Annotated in this window: 2 protein-coding genes (both only partly in view); both read left to right on the top strand. The window is 71.5% G+C overall.

Translation table 11 applies throughout. The annotated features are described in order from the left end of the window. Window positions 1-16,610, top strand: the 3' portion of a protein-coding gene (locus tag HUT19_RS01205) for a non-ribosomal peptide synthase/polyketide synthase (RefSeq protein WP_176178652.1). Its footprint begins 3,655 nt before the window's first position; 16,610 of the gene's 20,265 nt are visible here — the last part of the coding sequence; the start codon falls outside the window, past its left edge; the stop codon is at window positions 16,608-16,610. Further along, window positions 16,607-23,607: the start of a non-ribosomal peptide synthase/polyketide synthase gene (locus tag HUT19_RS01200; RefSeq protein ID WP_254885360.1), read on the top strand. The gene runs 16,450 nt beyond the window's last position; 7,001 of the gene's 23,451 nt are visible here — the first part of the coding sequence; its start codon is at window positions 16,607-16,609; the stop codon falls past the right edge of the window. The genes HUT19_RS01205 and HUT19_RS01200 overlap by 4 nt, the downstream gene beginning before the upstream one ends.

The following is a 23,607-nucleotide window of genomic DNA, read 5'->3' as shown; positions in this document are numbered from 1 at the left end:
ACGCCGACTACGCGCTATGGCAGCGTGAGGTGCTGGGCGATCCGGACGACCCGGACAGCCTGATCAGCGGCCAACTGGACTACTGGCGGGCGGCATTGACCGGCCTGCCGGAGGAGCTGGCGCTTCCGGCGGATCGGATGCGGCCGGCGGTGGCGTCGTTCCGGGGTGGCTCCGTGGCGGTCGAGGTGGACCCGGAGACACACGCGGCGCTGCTGGAGGTGGCGCGTCAGGGTTCGGCCACCGTGTTCATGGTGGTGCAGGCGGCGCTGGCGATGCTGCTCACCCGGCTCGGCGCGGGGAGCGACCTCCCGGTGGGTACGGCGGTGGCCGGGCGGGGAGACCGTGCGCTGGAGGATCTGGCCGGGTTCTTCGTGAACACGCTGGTGCTGCGCACCGATGTCAGCGGCGATCCGACGTTCGCGGAGCTGTTGGGGCGGGTCCGGGATGCGGATCTGGCGGCCTACGCCCATCAGGACGTGCCGTTCGAGCGGTTGGTGGACGAGCTGAACCCGGAGCGGTCACTGTCCCGGCATCCGCTGTTCCAGATCATGCTGGTGCTGCAGAACGTGCCGCCCGCGCAATGGGAACTGCCGGGCCTGACGGTCGAAGCCGTGGACGAACGAGCACTGCCCGACGAGGCGGTCCCGGCGCGCGTCGACCTGTCGTTCAACCTGGCCGAGCGCCGAGATGAGCGCGGCGCGCCGGCCGGGATCGCGGGCGACCTTCGGTACGCCAAGGATCTGTTCGACGGCACCACGGCCCACGACCTCGCCCGTCGGCTCCAGGCTGTCCTGGCGCAGGTGGCCGCCGAACCCGGAATGCGGCTCAGCGAGCTGGACGTGCTCGACCCGACCGAACGGCAGGCGGTGCTCCATACCTGGAACGACACCGCCCGGGAGACCTCCGCCCGGACCTTGCCCGAGCTGTTCCGGGCCCAGGTGGCCCGCACCCCGGATGCCGTGGCGGTGACGGACGGGGAGGTCACGCTGACGTATGCGGAGCTGGAGGCGCGTGCGAACCAGGTCGCCCACGCGCTGCTCGGCCGCGGCATCGGCCCGGAGGACCGGGTCGCCGTCCTCATGGAGCGGTCGGTCGAGCTGGTCGCCGTACTGCTCGGCGTGCTCACGTCGGGTGCCGCCTATGTACCCGTGGATCCCGCCTATCCGGCGGACCGTATCCGGCTGATGCTGGCCGACACCAACCCTGTGCTTGTTCTGTGCACCCGTGCGAGCGCACCGGCCGATGCCCCCTTCCCCTTCCTCGCCATGGACGACCCGTCCACCGCGGGCGAGATCGCTGCCGCTCCCACGACCGCGCCCGTCGACGCCGACCGGGCCGCCCCCCTGCGCCTTTCCCATACGGCGTACGTGATCTACACCTCCGGGTCGACCGGGACACCGAAGGGCGTCGCGGTCACCCACCGGGGCCTGTCCAACCTGGTGGCCTGGCGCGTGGACCGCTACGGCTGGGGTCCGGGCGACCGGGTGCTCCAGTTCGCGTCGGTGTCGTTCGATGTGTCCGTCGCGGAAATCTTCCCCGCGCTGGCGGGCGGTGCCACCCTCTGTGTCGCCCGCCGCGACGGCGACACCCTGACGGAGCTGGAGCAACTGGCCGTCACCGCCGTCACGTTCACCCCGAGCGTCCTGGAGTCGATCGTCGGCGACGACGAGCGCTCGGCGACCGTACGGGACACCGTCCGGCACATCGTCCTGGGCGGTGAGGAGTACGGGCCCGAGCTGGTCCGACGCTGGGCCCCCGGACGCACCTTCCACAACGAGTACGGGCCGACAGAGGCCAGCGTCGTCGTCACCGCCTGGGCGGCTCCCGACCCGGTTCCGGACGCGGTGTCCCTCGGCGTTCCCGTCACCAACACCCGGGTGTACGTCCTGGACGAGTTCCTGCGCCCGGTGGCGCCGGGGGTGGTCGGTGACCTGTACGTCGCCGGGGCGGGCCTGGCGCGCGGCTACGTCCGGCGCCCCGGCCTGACCTCCGAGCGCTTCGTCGCCTGCCCCTTCTCGGACCCGGGCGAGCGGATGTACCGCACGGGTGACCTGGTGCGCTGGACCCGCGAGGGCCAGTTGGTGTTCGCCGGCCGTGCGGACGACCAGGTGAAGATCCGTGGTCTTCGCATCGAGCTCGGTGAGGTCGAGGCGGTGCTGGTGGCACACGAGAGCGTCGGGCAGGTGGCGGTGGTGGCCCGGGAGGACCAGCCGGGTGTGAAGCGGCTGGTCGCCTATGCCGTCCCGGTCGCTGAGGACGTCGACGGCGGCGCGCTGCGCGAGCACGCCGCGCGGGCTCTGCCGGACTACATGGTGCCCTCGGCCGTGGTGGTACTGGACGCGTTGCCGATGACGGTCAACGGCAAGCTGGACCGGGCCTCGCTCCCGGCGCCCACCCTGGGCGACACCGTGGGCCGGGGCGCGGCGACCCCGCTGGAGGAGGCGCTGTGCGGGCTGTTCGGTGAGCTGCTGGGCCTCGAACGCATCGGCGCGGAGCAGTCGTTCTTCGAGCTGGGCGGCGACTCGCTGCTCGCCATGCGGCTGATCGGGCGGATCCGCAAGGACCTCGGTGCCGAGATCAACATCCGCAAGCTGTTCGGCGCCTCGTCGGCTGCGGGCATCGCCGCCCTGCTGGAGCGGGAGCGGGATGCCGCACGCCTCCAGGTCGTCGCGCGTACCCGCCCCGACCCACTGCCGCTCTCCTTCGGCCAGCAGCGCATGCGGTTCCTCGGCCAGTTGGAGGAGGCCGGCGCGGGCGCGGCCTACAACGTGCCGCTGGCGCTGCGCATGTCCGGTGCGCTCGACGTGGCCGGGTTGGAGGCCGCGCTCGGTGACCTGGCCGAGCGGCACGAGATCCTGCGTACGGTGTTTCCCGAGAGGGACGGCGTCCCCCGGCAGCACATCCTGCACGGCCCGGAGGGCCGGCCCCGGCTGCACCGGCGGCGGCTCGCCGAGGACGAGCTGCCCGCCGCGCTGGCCGAGGCCGCCCGCCGGCGCTTCGACCTCGCCCGCGATCTGCCGTGGCGGACCGAGCTGCTGGTCCTGACCGACACCGAGTGCGTGCTGCTGCTGGTGGCGCACCACATCGCGGTCGACGGCTGGTCGATGAGTGTCCTCGCCCGCGACCTCCAGGCTGCGTACCAGGCACGCCGTGCCGGTTCCGCGGTGGACTGGGAGCCGCTGCCGGTGCAGTACGCCGACTACGCCCTGTGGCAGCGCGACGTCCTCGGCGACCCCGACGACCCGGACAGCCTGCTGTGCGCCCAACTCGGCTACTGGCGCGGCGTGCTGGACAACCTCCCCCAGGAACTGACGCTGCCCGTGGACCGGGTCCGGTCCGCGGTGCCGTCGTTCGAGAGCGGGTCGGTGCCGGTCCGGGTGGACGGTGCCACCCACACCGCGCTCACCGAGGCCGCTCAGCACGGTTCGGCCACCCTGTTCATGGTGATCCAGACGGCGCTGGCGATGCTCCTGGCCCGACTCGGCGCCGGAACCGACCTTCCCATGGGCACGGTGGTCGCCGGCCGTGGCGACTCCACCGTGGAGGACCTGGTCGGCTTCTTCGTGAACACGCTGGTGCTGCGCACCGATGTGAGCGGTGACCCGACGTTCGAGGAGCTGTTGGCCCGGGTCCGGGAGACCGACGTGGCGGCGTTCGCCCATCAGGACGTGCCGTTCGAGCGGCTGGTGGACGATCTCAGTCCCGAGCGCTCGCTGTCACGCCACCCCCTCTTCCAGATCATGCTGGCGCTCCAGAACATACCGGCCCCCGCCTGGGAACTGCCCGGCCTCACCGTGCGGACCGAGGAGACCGCGCCGGTGCCCGCCCGGTTCGACCTGTCCGTGACCCTCACCGAGCACCGGAACGGTCAGGGCACTCCGGACGGCATCGACGGCGACCTGTCGTACCCGACCGACCTGTTCGAGGGCTCCACGGCTCGGGCGCTCGCGGACCGGCTGGTGCGGGTGCTGGAGCAGGTGGCGGCGGATCCGTCGATCAGGGTGAGTCGGCTGGAGGTGTTGGAGCCTGCCGAGGTGGGGCGGGTGGTGGAGGGGTGGAATGACACCGCTCGGCCGTTGTCGGTTCGTACGCTGCCGGAGTTGTTCGCGGTGCGGGTGGGGTGTGTGCCGGATGCGGTGGCGGTGGTCGGTTCGGATGTGACGTTGACGTATGCCGAGTTGGATGCTCGGGCGGAGCGGGTGGCGCGTTGGCTGGTGGATCGGGGGGTGGGTCCGGAGAGCCGGGTGGGTGTGGTGATGGATCGCTCGGCGGAGCTGGTGGTGGTTTTGTTGGGTGTGGTCAGGGCGGGGGCGGCTTATGTGCCGGTGGATCCGGACTATCCGGCTGAGCGGATTGGTTTCATCCTGTCCGATGCGGCGCCTTCGCTGGTGCTGACCACCGGGGCGTATGCGGGCCGGGTGGCCGGGGCCGTGCGGTGGGATGACCCGGTGGTGGTTGATGAAGTCGCGGGGGCGGATGGGCCGGTTGAGGTGGCTGTGTCGCCGGACGGTCTGGCGTATGTGATGTACACCTCGGGCTCGACGGGTGTGCCGAAGGGTGTGGCGGTCACTCACGGGAACATTGCGGCTTTTGTTGCGGACCGTGTTTGGCGTGACGATGTGGTGGAGCGGGTGCTGGTGCAGGCCAACCATGCGTTTGACGCCTCGACGTATGAGCTGTGGGTGACGCTGGCGCGGGGTGGGCGGCTGGTGGTGTTGCCGCAGGGTGAGAAGGATGCGGCGGTGCGTGGTCGTTTGATTGCTGAGCATGGTGTGACCAATGTTCATGCGACGGCGGGGTTGTTCCGGGTGTTGGCGGAGGAGTCGCCGGAGATCTTTGCTGGGGTGCGGGAGGTGTCCACGGGTGGGGATGTGGTGTCCGCGTCCGCGATCCGGGCCCTGTTGGAGAGGTATCCGGAGGTGACGGTTCGTACGACGTACGGGCCGACGGAGACGACGGCGTTTACGACGCAGTTGGCGTTCAGGGCTGGGGAGTTGGTGCCGGATGGTGTGCCGCTCGGGTATCCGATGGACAACAGTCGGGTGTATGTGCTGGATGAGTTTCTGCGTCCGGTGGCGCCGGGCGTCATAGGCGAGTTGTATGTGGCCGGGGCGGGGCTGGCGCGTGGGTACGCGGGTCGCTCGGGTCTGACGGCGGAGCGTTTTGTGGCGGCGCCGTTCGGTGGGTCGGGTGAGCGGATGTATCGCACCGGTGACCTGGTCCGGTGGAGCGCCGAGGGTCAGTTGGTGTTCGCGGGGCGTGCGGATGATCAGGTGAAGATCCGTGGTTTCCGGATCGAGCCGGGTGAGGTCGAGGCGGTGTTGGCGGCGCATGAGAGCGTCGGTCAGGTCGCTGTGGTGGTGCGGGAGGATCAGCCGGGTGCCAAGCGTCTGGTGGGGTATGTGGTCCCGGCCGGTGACGACCTCGACGCGGAGATGCTGGGGAGGTATGTGGCGGGCAAGGTGCCCGATTACATGGTCCCCTCGGCCATCCTTCTCCTGGACGCTCTGCCGGTCACCGTCAACGGCAAGCTGGATCGCGCGGCCCTGCCCGCGCCCGAGTTCACCGGCGGCACCGGCCGAGGCCCGCAGACCCCGGGCGAGGAACTCCTGTGCGGCTTGTTCGCCGAGGTGCTGGGCCTGGACCGGGTGGGTGCCGAGGAGTCGTTCTTCGAGCTGGGCGGCGACTCGATCATGTCGATGCTGGTCGTCGCCCGCGCCCGTCGCGCGGGTGCGGTGATCACCGCCCGGCAGGTCTTCGAACACCGCACCCCCGCCGCACTGGCCCGCGTAGCCGGTGCGGCCACCACTGACGCGGCAGTGCCCGGCAGGCGGAGCAGCGGGCCGGTGCCCCTCACCCCCGCCATGCTGGAACTCGCCAAGCGGGCGGGCTCGGCGGCGCTCACCGGGACGTTCTCCCAGTCGATGCTGCTGGAGGTCCCCGCAGGGCTGGATCCGGACCGGCTGGCGGCGGCGGTGCAGGCCTTGTTCGACCGGCACGGTCTGCTGCGCGCGCGGCTGGAGTTCGACGGGCAAGCGGGTCGGCTGGTGATCCCGGAGCCTGGCCACGGGGTGACGGCCGCCGACTGCGTGGTGTGTGCCGGAACGGAAGACATGGCCGCCGAGGCGGAGCAGGCCGTGCGGCAACTCGACCCGGTGGCCGGGGTCATGGTGCGGGTGGTCTGGTTCGACGCGGGGCCGGGCGCTCCTGGCCGACTGCTGCTGGTGGCCCACCACCTCGTGATCGACGTCGTGTCCTGGCGGACACTCGTCCCGGACCTGGCCGCCGCGTACGCGCTCGCCGACCCGGATGAGCCGGCCGCGGACCGTGGGGAGTCGGCCGCGGACCGTGGGGAGCCCGCCGCGGGCACCTCGTTCCAGCAGTGGGCCACTGCCCTGGCCGAGCAGGCGATGAGTGCCGAGCGCGTGGACGAACTGCCGACCTGGACCCGGCTGCTGGACGGCCCGGACGCCCCGCTCACCGACCGTGCCCTGGATCCGGCCGTCGACACCGAGGGTGCCGGCATGCGACGCGTCGAGCTGCGACTGCCGATGTCCGTCACCGAGGCGCTGCTGACCCAAGTGCCCACCGCGTTCCACGCCGGTGTCGACGAGGTGCTGCTGACCGGTCTGGCGGCGGCCGTGGAGGAGTGGCGTCCGGCCGGTGGACGCGACGTCCCCGGCGGGCTGCTGGTCGACGTGGAAGGGCACGGCCGTGTGCCGCTCGCCGACGACATGGATCTGACCGGCACGGTCGGCTGGTTCACCAGCTCCCATCCGGTACGGCTGGAGACCGGCTCCGCCGATCTGGCACAAGTACGGGCGGGTGGCCCGGAGGCGGGTCGGCTGCTGAAGCAGGTCAAGGAGCAGGTGCGGGCCGTCCCAGGCGAGGGGCTCGGCTACGGCATGCTCCGTCACCTCAACCCGGAGACGGCCTCCGAACTCGCCGCACTGCCCGCCGCACAGATCGGCTTCAACTACCTCGGACGGCTCACGCACACCGACCCCGCCACCTCTGGCGGAAGCTGGCGGCCCGTCGACGGCCTGGGCCTGGACGGGCGGCCCGACCCCCGCATGGTCGCTTCCCACGCACTGGAAGCCGGCGGCCTGGTGTCCGAGGGCCTGAAAGGCTCCGAGCTGACCGTCTCCCTCGTCGGCCCCGTCGGCCTGTTCGACGAGGAGACGCTGCGGGAACTGGCCTCCGGCTGGTCGGCGATGCTGACCGGACTCGCCACCCACGCCGGCCGGGACGGCAGCGGCGGACACACCCCGTCCGACTTCCCCCTGGTCACGCTGGGGCAGGAGGACGTCGAGGAGTTCGAGAGGGACGTCCCGGGCCTGATCGACGTATGGCCGCTGTCCCCGCTGCAGGAGGGCCTGCTCTTCCACGCTCGGTATGACGAGCAAACCCGTGACATCTATGTCGAGCAGACCTTCGTCGACTTGGAGGGCACGCTCGACACCGGGATCCTGCGCCGCGCGTGGCAGGCTCTGCTGGACCGGCACGCCGCCCTGCGGACCGGGTTCCGGCAGACGTCCCGGATGGAACGCCCCGTCCAGGTGGTCTTCGCCGAGGCCGTGCTGCCCTGGCGCGAGGTGGACCTGTCCGGTCTGTCCGGCCTATCCGAGGCGGATGCTGAGGCCGAGGTGGCGCGGTTGGTGCGGGAGGAGCAGGCCCGGTTCGACCTGGCGGCCCCGCCGATGCTCCGGGTGCTACTGGTGAGGCTGGGTTCGGCACGCCATCGGCTCTTCGTGACGCTTCACCACATCGTGCTGGACGGCTGGTCGCTGCCCGTCCTGTTCGACGAGCTTTCCGAGATCTACGCGGCCGGGGGCGACGCGAGCGGACTGCCATCGGCGACCCCGTACCGGGACTACCTCGCCTGGCTGGAGCGCCAGGACAAGGAAGCCGCCCGGGACGCGTGGCGGGAAGCCCTGTCCGGTGCCTCCGAGCCGACCCTTGTCGCCCCCGACGACCGGGGCGGCGAGCCCATGCCACCCCGGACGATCACCACGACGGCCGGTGCGGAGCTGACCGCGCGGCTGGGGGACATGGCGCGTGTCAACGGCCTCACCCTCAACACGGTGATCCAGGGAGCGTGGGGCGTCCTGGTCGGCATGGTCACCGGCCGGACCGACATCGTGTTCGGAGCCACCGTGGCCGGCCGTCCGGCCGATCTGTCGGGTGCCGAGCGGATGCTCGGACTGCTCATGAACACCATCCCGGTACGTGTGCGTCTCGACCCGAGCCTGACGGTCTCCGAACTTCTCGCCGAGCTACAGACCCGACAGGTCGAACTGATGGCACATCAGCACCTCGGCCTCACCGAAATCCAGCGCCTCGCCGGTGCGGGCGCGGCATTCGACACCCTGCTGGCGTACGAGAACTATCCGCGACACCCTCAAGGCCCGCTGCGCCTCGACGGCGTCAACGTGGGCCGGTTGGACGGCGAGGACGCGGCCCACTACCCGCTGTTCCTCGGCGTCATCCCGGGCGACCAGCTCGAACTACGGCTCGACTACCGCCCCGACGTCCTCGACGAACGCACCGTCCGGGCCCTGTCCGAACGGCTCGTAAGGGTGCTGGACCAGGTGGCCGCCGACCCGGGGATGCGTGTCGGCCGCCTGGAACTACTCGACGCGGCCGAGCGGCGGTGGGTGGTGGGGGAGTGGAATGACACGGTGGTGGGTGTTTGTGGTGGGACGTTGCCGGGGTTGTTCGGGGTGCAGGTGGGGCGGACGCCGGGTGCGGTGGCGGTGGTGGATGATGCGGGTTTGTCGTTGTCGTATGCGGAGTTGGATGAGCGGTCGAGTCGGGTGGCCTGGTGGTTGGTCGGGCGGGGTGTGGGGCCTGAGAGTCGGGTTGCTGTGTTGATGGAGCGGTCGGTTGATCTTGTGGTGGTGTTGTGGGGGGTGTTGAAGGCTGGTGCTGCTTACGTTCCGGTTGATCCGGAGTATCCGGCGGAGCGGATTGCGTATGTGTTGGAGGATGCTGGTCCGGCGGTGGTGGTGTGCACGAGTGCGACCGCTGGTGATGCGGCTGGGTCTTCGGGGTGGGTGGTGTGGGATGCGCCGGGGACGGTGGCGGAGGTGGCGTCGCATTCTGCGGGTCCGGTGGTGTCAAGGGTGTTGGGGTCTCATCCGGCGTATGTGATGTATACGTCGGGTTCGACGGGTCGTCCGAAGGGTGTGGTGGTGTGCCATGGGGCGATCGTGAATCGGTTGGTGTGGATGCAGAGTCGGTTTCCTCTGGGTGGGGATGATCGGGTGTTGCAGAAGACTCCGTCGGGTTTTGATGTGTCGGTGTGGGAGTTTTTCTGGCCGTTGGTGGTGGGTGCGGGGTTGGTGATGGCGCGGCCGGGTGGGCATCGGGATGCGGCGTATGTGGTGGATGTGGTGGGTCGGTGTGGTGTGACGGTGATGCATTTTGTGCCGTCGATGCTGGGGGCGTTTGTGCGGGCGGTGGGGGTGGGGGTGGTGTCGGGGTTGCGGTGGGTGATCTGTAGTGGTGAGGCGTTGGGGTGGGAGGTGGTGGAGGAGTTCGGTGCCCGGTTGGGTGGGGTGGGGTTGTTCAATTTGTATGGTCCGACTGAGGCTGCGGTGGATGTGACGTGGTGGGATTGTGCGGGTGGGGTGGTCGGGGGGTTGGTGCCGATTGGGCGTCCGGTGTGGAACACGCAGGTGTATGTGCTGGATGAGTTTTTGCGTCCGGTGCCGCCTGGGGTGACGGGTGAGTTGTATTTGGCGGGGGTGCAGCTGGCGCGGGGGTATGCGGGGCGTCCGGGTTTGACGGGGGAGCGGTTTGTGGCGTGCCCGTTCCCCGGCTCGGATCGCATGTATCGCACCGGTGACCTGGGATGCTGGACGCCGGACGGCGAGCTGCTGTACGCGGGCCGGGTTGACGATCAGGTGAAGATCCGTGGTTTTCGGATCGAGTTGGGTGAGATCGAGTCGGTGCTGGCCGGGCATGAGGGTGTCGGTCAGGTGGCGGTGGTGGCCCGGGAGGATCAGCCGGGGGTCAAACGGCTGGTGGCCTACGTCGTACCGTCGGGTGACGGGGTTGACGGGGAAGCGCTGAGGGCGCACGCCGGGCGAATCGTGCCGGAGTACATGGTCCCCGCTGCTGTGGTGGTCCTGGACGGCCTGCCGGTGACGGTCAACGGCAAGCTGGACCGGGCGGCGCTGCCCGCCCCCGAGTTCGGCGGATCCACCGGGCGCGGTCCGGCCACGCCGATGGAAGAGATCCTGTGCGGTCTGTTCCGCGAGGTGCTCGGCCTGGAGCGGATCGGGGCCGAGGACTCGTTCTTCGAGCTGGGCGGCGACTCGATCATGTCGATGCTGCTCGTCACCCGCGCCCGCCGCGCCGGAGTCCTGCTCACCGCCCGGAATGTCTTCGAGCACCGCACCCCGGCCGCACTGTCCCGGGCCGCGGCCACCGTGGAGGCCACCGGCAGCACCGACGAGCGGGGGACCGGCACCGTGCCCTTGACCCCGTTGATGCGGGAACTCGCCGAGCGCTCCGGCCCGACGGTTCTGACCGGGGCGTTCTCTCAGACGATGGTGCTGGAGGTGCCGCCTGGTCTGGAACTGTCGGGTCTGGAGGCGGCGTTGGGCACGCTGCTCGATCACCATGATGTGCTGCGTGCCCGTCTGGTGCTGGTCGGCGGTGAGCCGGATGCGCTGGAGGTACCGGAGAAGGGCTCGGTCAGGCCGGTTCTGCGGCGGGTGGATGCTGCCGGGGTGGCCGGGGATCGGTGGGCCTTGAGGGTGCGGGCGGTGGCGGAGGAGGAGGCCGGGCGGCTGGATCCGGTGGCGGGCCGGATGCTGCGGGTGGTGTGGTTCGACGCGGGGGTCGAGCGACCGGGTCGGCTGCTGCTGGTGGCCCACCACCTGGTGGTGGATGGTGTGTCGTGGCGGGTGCTGGTGCCGGATCTGGTGGCGGCGTATGTGTCGGGTGCCGGGGTGGTGCTGGATGCGGTGGGTGTGTCGTTCCGGGGGTGGGCGCGGGCGCTGGTTGCGGAGGCGGTGCGTCCGGAGCGGGTGGCGGAGCTGCCGGGGTGGTTGAGTGTGCTTGAGGGTGCGGATCCGGTGTTGGGGCGGCGGGGCTTGGATCCGGTGGTGGACACGGTGGCGGGTGGTACGTGCCGTGTTGAGGTGCGGGTGCCGGTGGGGGTGACGGCGGAGTTGCTGACCGGCGTACCGGCCGTCTTCCATGCGGGTGTTGATGATGTGCTGCTGGCCGGGTTGGTGGCGGCGCTGGATGAGCGAGGCGGTCTACCCGGCGGGGTGCTGGTGAACGTCGAGGGCCACGGGCGGGAGCCTCTGGCCGATGACATGGACCTCAGTCGCACGGTGGGCTGGTTCACCAGCTCGTACCCCGTCAGGCTCGACCCGGGCACCGTCGACCACGGACGGATCCGGGCCGGTGGTGTGGAGGCCGGTCGGTTGCTGAAGCGGGTCAAGGAGCAGCTGCGGGCGGTCCCGGGGGACGGGCTGGGGTACGGCATGCTCCGCCATCTGAACCCGGACACCGCCCTGGAGTTCGCCGAACTGCCCGAGGCGCGCATCGTCTTCAACTACCTCGGCCGCTTCACCCCCGCCCATGACACGCCGGACGGTGCCTGGCAGCCCGCCCCCGACACCGCCATGGGCGGTACGGCCGACGACGGCATGGTGCTGACCCACGAGCTCGACGCAGGAGGTCTGGTCCGCGACCTCGCCGGAGGACCCGAGCTGACTCTGACGCTGGCGTGCCCCGCCGGGCTGTTCGACGACACGGCGCTGGAGGCGATCGCCTCTGCCTGGGCCGCCATGCTCACCGGACTCGCGGCCCACGCCGGTGAGCCGGACGGCGGTGGTCATACTCCCTCCGACTTTCCGCTGGTCACGCTCGCCCAGGAGGAGGTCGAGGAGCTGGAGGCGGCGGTCCCGGCCTTGCTCGACGTATGGCCACTGTCGCCGTTGCAGGAAGGGCTGTTGTTCCACGCGCGCTATGACGAAGGCGCCCGCGATGTGTATGTGGGCCGGCGCCACCTGGACCTGGAAGGAGACCTGGATACGGAACTGCTGCGGCGTTCGTGGCGGGCGTTGCTCGATCGGCACGCGAGTCTGCGGACGGCGTTCTGCCAGCCGCCCGGGATGGAGAGCCCGGTGCAGGTGGTGGTGCGGGATGTGGATGTGCCGTGGCGGGAGGTGGACTTGTCGGGTCTGCCCGCGGCGGAGGCCGAGGCCGAGGCGGCCCGGCTCGCCGAGGAGGACCTGGCGCCGTTCGACCTCACCGTGCCACCGGCGCTGCGACTGCTGCTGCTGAAGCGGGGGCCCGCGCGCCATCGGCTGCTGGTCACCTCACACCACATCGTGCTGGACGGCTGGTCCCTGCCCGTCCTGTTCGGCGAGCTGTCCACGATCTACGCGGCCGGGGGCGACGCGAGCGGTCTGCCGCCGGTGACCCCGTACCGGGACTACCTGGCCTGGCTCGGCCGTCAGGACAAGGCCGCAGCCCGCGACGCCTGGCGGGACCTCCTCGCCGGTGCCGACGACCCCGCCCTGGTGGGCCCGGTGGACGGCGGCGGCGCCCCGGTGGAACACGTCGTCGCCCGCACCGGCGACGCTCTCACCCTCGCGCTGCGGGAGACGGCGCGGGAGCACGGTCTGACGCTGAACACCGTCGTGCAGGGCGCCTGGGCGGTCCTGGTCGGCATGCTCACAGGCCGGAGCGACGTGGTCTTCGGCACCACCGTCGCCGGCCGTCCGGCCGATCTGCCGGGCGTCGAGCGGATGCTGGGCCTGTTCATCAACACCCTCCCGGTACGGGTCCGTCTGCGGCCCGGACAGCGCTTCACCGACCTGCTCACGGACCTCCAGGCCCAGCAGGCGGAACTCATCGCCCACCAGCATCTGGGACTGACCGAGATCCAGCGCCTGGCAGGACCGGGGGCGACCTTCGACACCCTCGTGGTCTACGAGAACTATCCGCACGACCCCGACGCCACCCGGCTGCCCGGCGGACTGCCCATCACCGGAGGCGGCGGCGAGGAGGCGGCCCACTATCCGCTCACCCTGCTCGCGACCCCCGGCGACGGCCTGGAGCTGCGGCTGGAGTACCGGCCCGACGTGTTCGACGAGGCCTCGGCCCGGGAGCTGGCGGCCCGGCTGAACCGGCTCCTGGAGCAGCTCACCCGCGATCCAGAGCTCCGGGTAGCCGACCTCGATGTCCTGGAACCCGCCGAGCGGCGGCGCCTCCTGGACGAGTGGAACGACACCGCCCGGGCCGTGCCGGCCGCGCTGGTCACCGACCTGTTCGAGGCGCAGGCGGCCCGGACGCCCCAGCTGCCGGCGATCGTCACCGCGGAGGCCGCCCTGACCTACGCGGAGCTGGAGGCGAGGGCCAACCAGGTCGCGCACTGGCTCATCGCCCGGGGCATCGGCCCGGAGGACCTGGTCGGCGTGGTGATGGAGCGGTCGGTCGACCTGTTCACAGTGCTTCTCGGCGTGCTGAAGGCGGGCGCCGCCTACGTTGCGATCGACCCCGGCTATCCGGCTGAGCGGATCGGCTTCATGCTGGACGACGCGCGCCCGGCGGCACTCGTGTGCACCCGCCGGAACGCCCGGTCCACCGCCGGGTTCGAACGGCTCCTCTGGGACGACCCCGGCGTCGCCGCCGACCTGGCGGGCCGTCCGCCGACCGCGCCGACCGACGCCGACCGCGTCGTGCCGCTGCGGCCCGCCCACCCCGCGTATGTGATCTACACCTCCGGATCCACCGGCACCCCCAAGGGCGTCGCCGTCCCGCACCGGGGTTTCGTCAACTACGTGACGTGGAGGATCGGCGCCTACGGCTGGGGGCCCGGCGACCGGGTGCTGCAATTCGCATCGGTGTCCTTCGACACCTCCGTGTCGGAGATCTTCCCGACCCTGGCCGGCGGTGCCACGCTCTGCGTCGCCCGGCGCGACGGCGATCTCCTGCTGGAACTGGAGACGCTGACCCCCAACGCCGTCACCTTCACCCCGAGCGTCCTGGAGACCCTCACCGGGGACGACGCCCGGACCGAGGCCGTGCTGCGTGGGATCGAGCATGTGGTCACCGCGGGCGAGGAGTGCGGCCCGGACGTGGTCCGTCGGTGGGCCCCGGGGCGGGCGTTCTACAACGAGTACGGCCCCACCGAGAACACCGTGGACGTCACCTGCTGGACGGCGCCCGCGGAACTCCCCGACACCGTGTCGCTCGGCGGCCCGATCGCCAACGTCCGCGTGTACGTCCTGGACGAGTTCCTGCGCCCGGTGCCACCTGGTGTCACCGGCGAACTGTATGTCGCCGGAACGGGCGTGGTGCGCGGATACCTGCGGCGCCCGAACCTGAGCGCGCAGCGCTTCATCGCCTGTCCGTTCTCCGTCTCCGGCGAGCGGATGTACCGCACCGGCGACCTCGCGCGCTGGAGCCCCGAGGGCGAACTGCGGTTCGCGGGGCGCGTCGACCACCAGGTGAAGATCCGTGGCTTCCGCGTGGAACCCGGCGAGATCGAGGCGGTGCTGGCCGGGCACGACAGCGTAGGCCAGGTCGCGGTGATCGCCCGCGCCGACCGGCAGGACGGCCATGCCCGCACCGTCAAGCGTCTGGTCGCCTATGTGGTGGCCGCCGACCCGGACACCGGCATCGACGCCGGGGCGCTGCGCGACCATGTGGCCGGCCGGATGCCGGAACACATGGTGCCGGCCGCCGTCGTCGCCCTGGACGCGCTGCCCGTCACCGTCAACGGCAAACTCGACCGGGACGCGCTGCCGTCGCCGGACCTCGGCGCCCGCCCGGCCGGCCGGGGCCCGGCGACTCCGGCCGAGGAGGTGCTGTGCGGACTGTTCCGTGAGGTGCTGGGCGTGGAGTGGGCCGGCGCCGAGGACTCGTTCTTCGAGCTGGGCGGCGACTCGATCATGTCGATGCTGGTCGTCTCCCGGGCCCGCCGCGCCGGACTCGTGATCAGCGCCCGGCAGATGTTCGAGCACAAGACTCCGGCCGCCCTGGCCCTCGTGGCAGGCCGGGCCGCCGCCGAGCCCGCCGCCGTCGTACGCGAAACCGACGTGGGCATCGGCTCGATCCCGCTCACTCCGGTGATGCGGGAGCTGGCCGAACGGGCCGGTCCCACGGCGCTGATCGGATCCCTCACCCAGTCGATGCTGGTCGAGGTCCCGGCAGGACTCGACCTCGCCCGGCTCGCCACCGCGGTTCAGGCACTGCTGGACCACCACGACATCCTGCGGGCCCGCCTCGAACTCGCGGACGGCCGACCGCACGCCCTGGTGGTGCCGGAGCGCGGCGGTGGACCGACCGGCGCGGACTGTCTGGTGCGCGCCGCCACACCGGACGTGACGGCGGAGTTCCGCGCCGCCGTGGACCGGCTCGACCCGACGGCGGGCGTGATGCTCCAGCTCGTCTGGTTCGACGCGGGCCCGGCCGCCCCGGGTCGTCTGCTGCTGGTGGCGCACCATCTGGTGGTCGACGGAGTGTCCTGGCGCGTGCTGCTGCCCGACCTGGCGTCCGCCTACGAGGCGCTGGAGGCCGGCCGGGACGTCCGGCTCGACCCGGTGGGAACGTCCTTCCGGCGCTGGGCCCACGTCCTGCGCCGGGAGGCCGTACACGCCGACCGGGTGGCCGAACTGCCCCAGTGGACCCGGCTGCTGGACGGCCCGGACCCGCTGATCGGCACCCGCCCGCTCGACCCGGCCGTGGACACGGTGGCCGCCGGTGTGCACGCGGTGTCCCTGGCGGTGCCCGTCGGCGTGACGACCGCCCTGCTCACTCGGATCCCGGCCGCCTTCTACGCGGGGGTCGAGGACGTCCTGCTGGCCGGCCTCGTCGGCGCGCTGGCCGAGTGGCACCACACCAGGGGGCGCACCACCGCCTCCGGGATGCTCGTCGACATCGAGGGGCACGGCCGGGTGCCGCTCGCCGAAGGTCCGGGCGGCCAGGACATCGACCTCACCAGGACGATCGGCTGGTTCACCGGCTCGCACCCGGTGCGCCTGGACCCCGGCACCACCCCGTACGCGGAGATCCGCTCCGGCGCCGCGGCGGTCGGCGTGCTCATCAAGCAGGTGAAGGAGCAGCTGCGGTCGGTGCCCGGCGACGGGCTCGGCTACGGGCTGCTGCGCTACCTCAACCCGGAGACGGCCCCGGCCCTGTCGGAAGTGCCGACGGCCAAGATCGGCTTCAACTACCTGGGGCGCTTCACCTCGGCGGCTGGGCAGTTGGACGGCCATGACATCGCCGGGGCGAGCTGGCAGCCTGTCGGAGACGTGGTCCTGGGCGGCTCGGCCGACGCCCGGATGGCCGTTTCCCATGCGCTCGAAGCCGGGGGGCTCGTGCGTGACCTGCCCGAAGGACCCGCATTGACCGTGACCCTGACCTGCCCGAAAGGCCTGCTCGACCGGGCCGCGCTCGATGAACTGGCCGCCGGATGGGTCGCGATGCTCACCGGGATGGCGGCCCACACCGACGACCCCGACGGCGCCCACCCAGGAAGCGGCCATACCCCCTCCGACTTCGCCCTGGTGACGCTCACTCAGGACGAGATCGACGAGTTCCAGATCAGGCTTGCAGACGAAGGGGGAGCGCGGTGACCCAGGTGCGTATCGAGGATGTGTGGCCCCTGTCGCCGCTCCAGGAAGGCCTGCTCTTCCACGCGGGGTACGACGAGGACGCCCACGACGTCTATGTGCTCCAGGGAGCGATGGAGCTCAGGGGCGCGCTGGACGTCGACGTCCTCAAGGCATCCTGGCAGGCACTGCTCGACCGGCACGCGACGCTGCGGGCGAGCTTCCAGCGGCGCAGCACGGGCAACCCCGTTCAGCTGATCGCCTCGGGCGTGAAACTGCCGTGGCGCGAGGTCGATCTGTCCGCCCTGGAGCCGGCCGAGCGGCAGGCCGAAGTCCGGTGCCTCACCGAGGCGGAGAAGGCCCGCTTCGACCTCTCCGTCCCGCCACTTCTGCGGCTGCTGCTGGTGAAGCTGGACGACGCGCGCCACCAGCTTGTCCTGACGCTGCATCACATCCTGATGGATGGTTGGTCACTGCCGGTTCTCTTCGGCGAGCTGTCCCGGTTGTACGCCACCGGCGGCGATGTCACAGGGCTGCCGCCGGTGACCCCCTACCGGGAGTATCTGACCTGGCTGGGCCGTCAGGACAAGGACGCCGCCCGGGAGGCCTGGCGCGCGGCGCTCGCCGGCATGGACGAACCCACACTGGTCCGCCCCAACCGCTCCACCGCGAGCCCTTCGTCCGCCGCGCGGCACACCACGGTACGGGTCGATGCGGAGCTGACACAGGCTCTGCGGGAGACCGCCCGCCGCCACGGGCTGACCCTGAACACGGTGGTACAGGGCGCCTGGGGCACCCTGCTCGGGATGCTGACCGGCCGCAGCGACGTCGTCTTCGGCGCCGTGGTGGCCGGTCGCCCCCTCGATCTGCCCGGCGTCGAGCGGATGCTCGGCCTGTTCATCAACACGGTGCCGGTCCGCGTCCGCCTCGACCCCTACCGCACGGTCGCCGAGCTGCTGGCGGACCTTCAGGTCCAGCAGGCCGGGCTGCTTCCGCACCAGCACCTGGGGCTGGCGGAGATCCAGCGCGTTGCCGGTACCGGGGCGGCCTTTGACACGCTCCTGGTGTACCAGAACTATCCGCGCAACCCCGACGGTCCGCTCCAGCTCAGCGGCCTGAAGATCGACGGTTCCGCGAGCGAGGACGCGGCCCACTATCCGCTGGCCCTGGCCGTGATCCCGCTGGACGAGCTGGAACTGCGCTTCGACTACCAGCCCGGCCTCTTGAACGCCGCGGACGTGCGGCGGCTGGGGGAGCGGCTGGTGCGGGTGCTGGAGCAGATCGCCACCGACCCCGACCGGGAGCTCGGGCGGCTGGAGGCGCTGGATCCCGTCGAGGTGCGGCAGGTGGTGGAGGCGTGGAATGACACCGCCCAGCCGCTGCCCGTCCATACGCTGCCCGAGCTGTTCGCGGCCCGGGTGGCCCGCACCCCGGACGCGGTGGCGGTGGTTGACGGTGACGTGTCCTGGACCTACGGCGAGCTGGCGGACCGGGCGCGTCGCGTTGCCCATTGGCTCAGCGATCGGGGTGTGGGGCCGGAGGACCGGGTGGGGGTGGTGCTGGACCGGTCAGCCGAGCTGGTGGCGGTGTTGCTGGGTGTGGTGACGGCGGGCGCGGCGTATGTGCCGTTGGACGCGGGTCATCCGGTGGAGCGGTTGCGGGCGGTGGTGGCGGAGGCCGGGGTGTCGCTGGTGCTGGCCGACCGGGAGGTGGACGGGCTGCCGGTGGTGCCGGTGGTGGAGGCGTTCGGGGCGGAGCCGGTGGATCCGGGGATCGCGGTGTCGCCCGCCGGCCTGGCGTATGTGATGTATACGTCGGGGTCGACGGGTGTGCCGAAGGGGGTTGCGGTCACACACGCGAACATCGCCGCCTTCGTCGCGGACCGTGCCTGGCGGGATGACGTGGTGGAGCGCGTCCTGCTGCAGGCGAATCACGCGTTCGACGCGTCGACGTACGAGGTGTGGGTGGCCCTGGCGCGGGGCGGGCGGCTGGTGGTGATGCCGCCGGGTGAGCGGGATGCGGCTGCGCGGGGACGGGTGATCGCCGGCCGGGGTGTGACGAATGTGCATGCGACGGCGGGGCTGTTCCGGGTGCTCGCGGAGGAGTCGCCGGAGATCTTCGCCGGCGTCCGGGAGGTGTCCACCGGCGGGGATGTGGTCTCCGCCGCCGCCATCCGGACCCTGCTGAAGAGGCACCCGGGGCTGACGGTCCGTACCACCTACGGGCCCACGGAGACGACGGCGTTCACCACGCAGCTGGCGTTCACGGCCGGGGACCCGGTGCCGGACAGCGTGCCGATCGGTGCCCCAATGGACAACAGTCGTGTGTACGTGCTGGACGCGTTTCTGCGTCCGGTGGCACCGGGTTTCGTCGGCGAGCTGTACGTCGCCGGGGCGGGGTTGGCGCGCGGGTACGCGGGGCGTGCGGGGCTGACGGCCGAGCGGTTCGTCGCCGCGCCGTTCGGCGGCCCCGGTCAGCGGATGTACCGCACGGGTGACCTGGCGCGATGGTCGCTGGACGGGCGGCTGGAGTTCGCCGGTCGCGCCGACGATCAGGTCAAGATCCGTGGTTTCCGGATCGAGCCGGGCGAGGTCGAGGCGGTGCTGGCGACGCATGAGAGCGTCGGTCAGGTCGCGGTGGTGGTACGGGAGGATCAGCCCGGAGCCAAGCGGCTGGTGGGGTATGTGGTCCCGTCCGGTGACGACCCGGACGCGGAGGCGTTGCGGGAGTATGTGGCGGGCAAGGTGCCCGACTACATGGTCCCCTCGGCCATCCTGCTCCTGGACGCGCTGCCGGTGACGGTCAACGGCAAGCTGGACCGGGCGGCGCTGCCCGCCCCGGAGTTCGGCGGGGCGAGCGGGCGCGGTCCTGCCACGCCCATGGAAGAGCTCCTGTGCGATCTGTTCCGTGACGTGCTCGGTGTGGACCGGGTGGGTGCCGAGGACTCGTTCTTCGAGCTGGGCGGCGACTCGATCATGTCGATGCTGGTCGTCGCCCGCGCCCGTCGCGCCGGTGCGGTGATCAGTGCGCGGCAGGTCTTCGAACACCGCACCCCCGCCGCACTGGCCCGTATCGCCGAGGGCGCCGACGTGGGCCCCACCCAGACGCACACGACGAGTGTGGGGCGGGTGCCCCTGACCCCCGTCATGCGAGAGCTGGTGGACAGGTCGGGGTCGGCCGCGCTGACCGGGGCGTTCTCTCAGACGATGGTTCTGGAGGTGCCGCCTGGTCTGGAACTGTCGCGTCTGGAGGCGGCGTTACGTACGGTGTTCGACCATCATGATGTGCTGCGTGCCCGTCTGGTGCTGGTCGGCGGTGAGCCGGATGCGCTGGAGGTACCGGAGAAGGGCTCGGTCAGGCCGGTTCTGCGGCGGGTGGATGCTGCCGGGGTGGCCGGGGATCGGTGGGCCTTGAGGGTGCGGGCGGTGGCGGAGGAGGAGGCCGGGCGGCTGGATCCGGTGGCGGGCCGGATGCTGCGGGTGGTGTGGTTCGACGCGGGGGTCGAGCGGCCGGGTCGGCTGCTGCTGGTGGCCCACCACCTGGTGGTGGATGGTGTGTCGTGGCGGGTGCTGGTGCCGGATCTGGTGGCGGCGTATGTGTCGGGTGCCGGGGTGGTGCTGGATGCGGTGGGTGTGTCGTTCCGGGGGTGGGCGCGGGCGCTGGTTGCGGAGGCGGTGCGTCCGGAGCGGGTGGCGGAGCTGCCGGGGTGGTTGAGTGTGCTTGAGGGTGCGGATCCGGTGTTGGGGCGGCGGGGCTTGGATCCGGTGGTGGACACGGTGGCGGGTGGTACGCGCCGTGTTGAGGTGCGGGTGCCGGTGGGGGTGACGGCGGAGCTGCTGACCGGCGTACCGGCCGTCTTCCGTGCGGGTGTTGATGATGTGCTGCTGGCGGGTTTGGTGGCGGCGCTGGATGAGCGGGGTGTTCTTTCCGGCGGGGTGCTGGTGGATGTGGAGGGCCATGGGCGGGAGCCTTTGGCCGATGATATGGACCTCAGTCGCACGGTGGGCTGGTTCACCAGCTCGTACCCGGTGCGGCTGGATGCCTCGGGGGTGGATCACGGGCGGATCCGGGCCGGTGGCGTGGAGGCCGGTCGGTTGCTGAAGCGGGTCAAGGAGCAGGTGCGGGCGGTCCCGGGGGATGGGCTGGGGTACGGCATGCTGCGGTATCTCAACCCGGAGACGGCGGCCGAATTCGCCCAACTCCCCACCGCACAGGCCGGTTTCAACTACCTGGGCCGCTTCACCCCCGCCGACCACACCGCGACCACGGCCAGTTGGCAGCCCGCCCGGGACCTGGCGCTCGGTGGAACCGCCGACGAACGCGCAGTCCTCACACACGCCGTGGAGGCCGGCGGACTGGTCCGCGACCTCTCCGGAGGACCCGAGCTGACTCTGACGCTGGCGTGCCCCGCCGGGCTGTTCGACGACACGGCACTGGAGGCGATCGCCTCCGCCTGGGCCGCCATGCTCACCGGACTCGCGGCCCACGCCGGTGAGCCGGACAGCGGTGGTCATACTCCCTCCGACTTTCCGCTGGTCACGCTCGCCCAGGCGGAGGTCGAGGAACTGGAGGCGGCGGTCCCGGCCTTGCTCGACGTATGGCCACTGTCGCCCTTGCAGGAAGGGCTGCTGTTCCACGCGCGGTACGACGAGGACGCCCACGACGCGTACGTGGGCCAGCGGTATCTGAATCTGGAAGGCGCGTTGGACCCGGCGCTGTTGCGGCGTTCGTGGCAGGCGCTGGTGGACCGGCACGCGAATCTGCGGGCCGGTTTCCGCGGACTCTTACAGGTGGTCAGGGGGGAGGTCGAGCTGCCGTGGCGCGAGAGGGACCTGTCCGGCCTGCCCGTGGCGGAGGCCGAGGCCGAGGCGGCCCGGCTCGCCGAGGAGGACCTGGGGCGGTTCGACCTCGCGGTGCCGCCGCTGCTGCGGTTCTCGCTGCTGAAGCTGGGAGCGGACCGGTACCGGCTGCTGATGACGATGCATCACATCGTGCTGGACGGCTGGTCGCTGCCTGTGCTGTTCGGTGAAGTGGCACGGATCTACGCCGCCGGCGGCGACACGAGGGGTCTGCCGCCGGTGACCCCGTACCGGGACTATCTGTCCTGGCTGGACCGTCAGGACAAGGACGCGGCCCGGCAGGCCTGGCGGGGGCTGCTGACGCAGGTCACCGAGCCGACCGTGGTCGCCCCCATGCAGCGCGACGCCCGGCCCGTACAGCCGCGGCACGTCGTCGTCACGCTCGACGCGCCGGTCACCCGGGCGCTGCGTGAGGTGGCGCGCGTCCACGGGCTGACCGTGAACACGGTGGTGCAGGGTGTTTGGGGGCTCATGGTCGGCATGCTCACGGGCCGGAGCGACGTGGTGTTCGGCGCCACCGTCGCCGGCCGCCCGGCCGAGCTGCCGGGTGTGGAGCGGATGCTCGGACTGCTCATGAACACCGTCCCGGTCCGGGTCCGGCTCGATCCGCGCCTCGGCTTCGTCGATCTGCTGACCGGCCTTCAGTCCCAGCAGGCCGGGCTGATCGCGCACCAGCACCTGGGGCTGACGGAGATCCAGCGGGTGGCGGGCGCGGGCGCGACCTTCGACACCCTGGTCGTCTACGAGAGCTATCCGGAAGGCCCGCGGTCCTCCCGGGAGTTGGGCGCCGCCCGGATCGTCGGCGGCGGGGGCGAGGAAGCGGCGCATTACCCGCTCACGCTGGTCGTGTCCCCCTCCGAGGAGCTGGAGCTCCAGTTCGACTATCGGCCCGACGCGTTCGACGAGGCAGCCGTCCGGGCGCTCGCGGAGCGGGTGCGGCGGGTCCTGCGCCGGATCGCGGCCGACCCCGGGGTGCCGGTGTCCCGGCTGGACGTCGTGGACGAGGCCGAGCGGCACCAGGTGGTGTACGGCTGGAACGACACGGCGCGGCCGCTTCCCATGACCACGCTGCCCGCCCTGTTCGAGGCCCAGGCGGCGCGCACCCCGGACGCGGTGGCCGTCGTCGGTGAGGGCGCCACCCTGACCTACGCGGACCTGAACGAGCGGGCCGACCGGATCACGCACTGGCTGATCGGACGGGGCATCCGCCCGGAGGAGCGGGTCGGAGTGGTGATGGACCGCTGTGCCGATCTCGTTGCCGTACTGCTGGGCGTGCTGAAGGCGGGCGCGGCCTACGTTCCGCTGGACGCCGGGCACCCCGTGGAGCGGCTGCGGGCCGTGACCGGGGAGGCCGGGGTGTCGGTGGTGCTGGCCGACCGTCCGGTGCCGGAACTCGGCGCGGTCCTGGTCGGGGAGGTGCCCGAGCCCGTCGGGCCACGGTATGCGCGCCACCTCGCGTCTCCGCGGCAGGTGGCCTACGTGATGTACACCTCCGGCTCCACGGGGGTGCCCAAGGGCGTGGCCGTCACTCATGCCAACGTGATCGCCTTCGCCCTGGACCGCACCTGGGGCGAGGACATCGTGGAGCGGGTCCTCGTGCAGGCCAACCACGCCTTCGACGCCTCGACGTATGAGCTGTGGGTGCCGCTGGTGCACGGTGGCCGACTGGTGCTGCTGCCGCCGGGTGAGCAGGACGCGGCGGCGCGGGGACGGATGATCGCCGCCCAGGGTGTGACGAACGTGCACGCGACGGCGGGGTTGTTCCGGGTGCTCGCGGAGAAGTCGCCGGAAATCTTCGCCGGCGTCCGGGAGGTGTCCACGGGTGGGGACGTGGTGTCCGCCGCCGCGATCCGGGCCCTGCTGGATGTCCATCCGGAGCTGACGGTCCGTACCACCTACGGGCCGACGGAGACGACGGCGTTCACGACGCAGTTGGCGTTCAGGGCCGGGGAGTCGGTGCCGGATGGTGTGCCGATCGGGTATCCGATGGACAACAGCCGGGCGTATGTGCTGGATGAGTTTCTGCGTCCGGTGGCGCCGGGTGTGGTCGGTGAGCTGTACGTGGCCGGGGCGGGGCTGGCGCGTGGGTACGCGGGTCGCTCGGGTCTGACGGCGGAGCGTTTCGTGGCGGCGCCGTTCGGCGGGTCCGGTGTGCGGATGTA

This window comes from Streptomyces sp. NA02950 (assembly GCF_013364155.1).
Classification (GTDB): domain Bacteria; phylum Actinomycetota; class Actinomycetes; order Streptomycetales; family Streptomycetaceae; genus Streptomyces.
This window is presented reverse-complemented; position numbering and strand designations above follow the sequence as displayed.